The sequence below is a fragment of the Paracoccus rhizosphaerae genome, from assembly GCF_026162645.1.
Lineage (GTDB): Bacteria > Pseudomonadota > Alphaproteobacteria > Rhodobacterales > Rhodobacteraceae > Paracoccus > Paracoccus rhizosphaerae.
Genome location: NZ_JAOTBE010000138.1, coordinates 1 through 2,736, shown reverse-complemented (window position 1 = coordinate 2,736; position 2,736 = coordinate 1). Strand labels below are relative to the sequence as shown.

The 2,736-nt window shown below is 63.7% G+C and carries 3 protein-coding genes and 1 pseudogene; all 4 read left to right on the top strand.

Features of this window, described 5'->3' with window-relative positions; genetic code table 11:
* Positions 1 to 98 precede the first annotated feature (98 nt).
* The 4 genes and pseudogenes from tnpA to OC184_RS19810 all read left to right on the top strand — a co-directional run bounded on the left by tnpA (position 99) and on the right by OC184_RS19810 (position 2,729).
* A complete protein-coding gene (gene tnpA, locus OC184_RS19830; RefSeq protein ID WP_265508912.1) occupies positions 99 to 467 on the top strand; it encodes an IS66-like element accessory protein TnpA in 369 nt (122 codons plus the stop codon).
* Positions 464 to 811 carry an IS66 family insertion sequence element accessory protein TnpB gene (tnpB, locus tag OC184_RS19825; protein WP_265508911.1) on the top strand — a complete coding sequence of 116 codons (348 nt, stop codon included), beginning with the start codon at positions 464 to 466 and terminating at the stop codon, positions 809 to 811. Before tnpA ends, tnpB begins: the two co-directional genes overlap by 4 nt.
* A 65-nt stretch (positions 812 to 876) precedes the next feature.
* Positions 877 to 2,433: pseudogene (gene tnpC / locus OC184_RS20645) on the top strand (IS66 family transposase).
* Positions 2,433 to 2,729, top strand: a complete 297-nt coding sequence (locus OC184_RS19810) for a hypothetical protein (RefSeq protein WP_265508909.1) — start codon at positions 2,433 to 2,435, stop codon at positions 2,727 to 2,729. The pseudogene tnpC and the gene OC184_RS19810 overlap by 1 nt, the downstream one beginning before the upstream one ends.
* Positions 2,730 to 2,736: the final 7 nt, after the last annotated feature.

Below are 2,736 nucleotides of genomic sequence, written 5' to 3'. Positions count from 1 at the left end.
GTAACCGACCGATTGGTGCCGCCTGCCTGAAGAAGGCTGGGTGAGCTAAGACACGTTCATAAAGACGTAGTTATGCAGGTGTCTTAGCGGGAGATGCTATGCTGGGCGAGGTTCTGGGCGTTGAGCGGCGCCGGCGGCGGAGTGATGACGAGAAGCTCGAGATCTTGCTCGAGGTGGGTGTTGGCGGGGCCTCAGTCACGCAGGTTGCCCAACGGCACGAGTTCACGCGGTCGCAGGTCTATGGCTGGCGTCGTGACCTGAAGAAGAAGGGACTTTGGTCGCCGGTTCGGGGCGCGGTCTTTCTGCCGGTCGATTTCGGGCCGCATTCCGAACCCGCTCAATCCCCTGCACCCTCTCGGTCGGTCCTTGTGGAACTGCGGCTTTCCAATGGTCGTTGCCTGCGGTTTGACAGCAGTATGGATGGCGAGGCGCTGACCCGGCTGATCCGTGCGGTGGAAACGGCATGATCGGTCCGGGCACCAGCGTTCGCGTCTACTTGGCCGGCGGCGCAACTGACATGCGGAAGGGAATTGCCGGTCTCTCTGCCCTGGCTCAGGACGTGTTGCGCCAGAAGCCCACCGGCGGCGCGGTCTTCGCGTTTCGGGGGCGCAAGGGGGATCGGCTGAGGCTGCTTTACTGGGATGGCCAGGGCTTCTGCCTCTACTACAAGGTTCTCGAGCGCGGGCGTTTCCCTTGGTCAAACACCGAGGCCGGGGTCGCGCGGCTGACCTCCGCCCAACTGGCGATGCTCTGGGAAGGGATCGACTGGAGGCGTCCGAACTGGCGCGCGCCACCAGCACGGGTCGGGTAGTAGATTATCCGTCTGAAACTCCTTGTTTTATTGGCAGCCTCGACCTGCGCATGATATCAGTCGGCATGTCCGCTGATGCCCGTATTCTCTCTGACGACCCCGCGGTCCTGAACGCGATGATTGCCGCGCTTCAGGCAGAGAATGCGCGCATGTCGGCCACGCTCCAGGCCCACGAGCAACTGGTCCAGGCCTTGTGCCTGCGGATCGCCAAGTTGCAGAAGCAGGCCTTTGGTAAATCCTCGGAAAAGATCGAGCGCGAGATCGCCAGCTGGAGCTGGCGCTGGAGGATCTGCTGGTCGGGGTCGCCGAACAGCGCGACGGGCCGGTCGAAGACGATGAGCCAGCCGCGGCCGATGCTCCTGCTGCCGAGGCGAAGCCCCGCCGACGTCCGCGCGTGTCGGAGGCAACGCCCCGCGAACGTCGGGAGCTCGACCCTGGCTCCTGTTGCCCCGATTGTGGGGGTGACCTGCGAGTGGTGGGTGAGGACGTCAGCGAGTTGCTCGACCTGGTCGCGGCGCAGGTGAGGGTCATTCAGATTGCGCGGGTGAAGAAGTCCTGCCGCCGGTGTGAGAAGATGGTGCAGCCTGCGGCCCCGAGCCGTCCGATCCCCGGCAGCATGGCCGGGCCGGGCCTGCTGGCGCAGATCCTCGTCTCGAAGTTCGACGACCACCTTCCATTGTATCGTCAGCACGAGATCTACGCCCGCATGGGCGCCGACATCCCTGACAGCACGCTGCTGGACTAGTGCGGGCGCGCCATGAAGGTGCTCGCCCCTGTCATCGAGCGGATCGAAGCGGAAGTCATGGCCGCGCCCGTGCTGCATGCAGATGACACTCCGATCCGCGTGCTGGACCGGTCACGTCGGGACCGCGGTCTCGGCAAGGGTGTCAAGCAAGGCCGGATCTGGGCCTATATCTCTGACCAACGACCTTGGGCCGGCACGGCGCCACCTACAAGCCAGCCGTGGCATCCTTCAGGCAGATGCCTATGCCGGCTTCAATCCACTCTACGAACAGCGCGCGGATGGCAGCAGCCAGTTCCGAGAGGCCGCGTGCTGGGCGCACTTGCGGCGCGACTTCCACGATGTGTGGGAAACCACGAAGTCAGAGATCGCGCGGGAGGCCCTCGACCGGATCGGCGGGATCTACGATGTCGAGCGCGAGATTGCCGGCCAGCCGGCGGCACTGCGACAGGCTACGCGTCAGCAGCATTCCCGTCCCATGGTGGATGCCTTCAAGGCCTGGGCCGAGGCCCAGCTGCTGCGCATTCCGGGGAAGAGCGATCTCGCCAAGGCCATCCGTTACGGCCTCAGTCGCTGGCCCTCCTTCGAGCTCTTCCTCGAAGACGGCCGGGTTGGCATCGATAACAACCCGGCCGAGCGTGCCATGCGCCCGATCGGCATCGGGCGGAAGAACTGGCTCTTCGCGGGCTCGGATAGCGGTGGCGAAACGCTGGCCCAGGCCATGACGCTCATCGAAACCGCCAAGATGAACGGGCTTGATCCGCAGGCCTGGCTGGCCGATATCCTCGACCGTGTCCATGATCACAAGATCAACCGGATCGACGAGCTGCTGCCTTGGTTGTGGCAAGCGAAACGTCAGCCCAGCAGAGACGCTGCCTGATGGCGAAGACCACCTCCGTCTGCATGCTCAGTCACGTCGCCAATCTGCTTGGCGAGGATCTGGACCTCCTCGAAGCCATTGTCAGCAACGACGACAACCTCACCTACGGCAATATCGTCAGTGTCCAGGTCGACCAGGAAACCTACCAATCTGCCCTCACGGACGACGGCATCGGCGAACTTCGCGACATGCTCAGGGCTGCCCGGATATCAACAGAGGAATGGCAAAGCTTCCTCGAGGACTTCGTCGGCGATCCTGACATCATCGCACGCGTCAAGGACATGCCACTGCGGTAACTATCGG

What these genes read in the sequence shown, in the direction of transcription:
- tnpA (WP_265508912.1), top strand. Translation starts at nt 99, where the DNA reads ATGCTGGGCGAGGTTCTGGGCGTTGAGCGGCGCCGGCGGCGGAGTGAT.
- tnpB (WP_265508911.1), top strand. Translation starts at nt 464, where the DNA reads ATGATCGGTCCGGGCACCAGCGTTCGCGTCTACTTGGCCGGCGGCGCA.
- OC184_RS19810 (WP_265508909.1), top strand. Translation starts at nt 2,433, where the DNA reads ATGGCGAAGACCACCTCCGTCTGCATGCTCAGTCACGTCGCCAATCTG.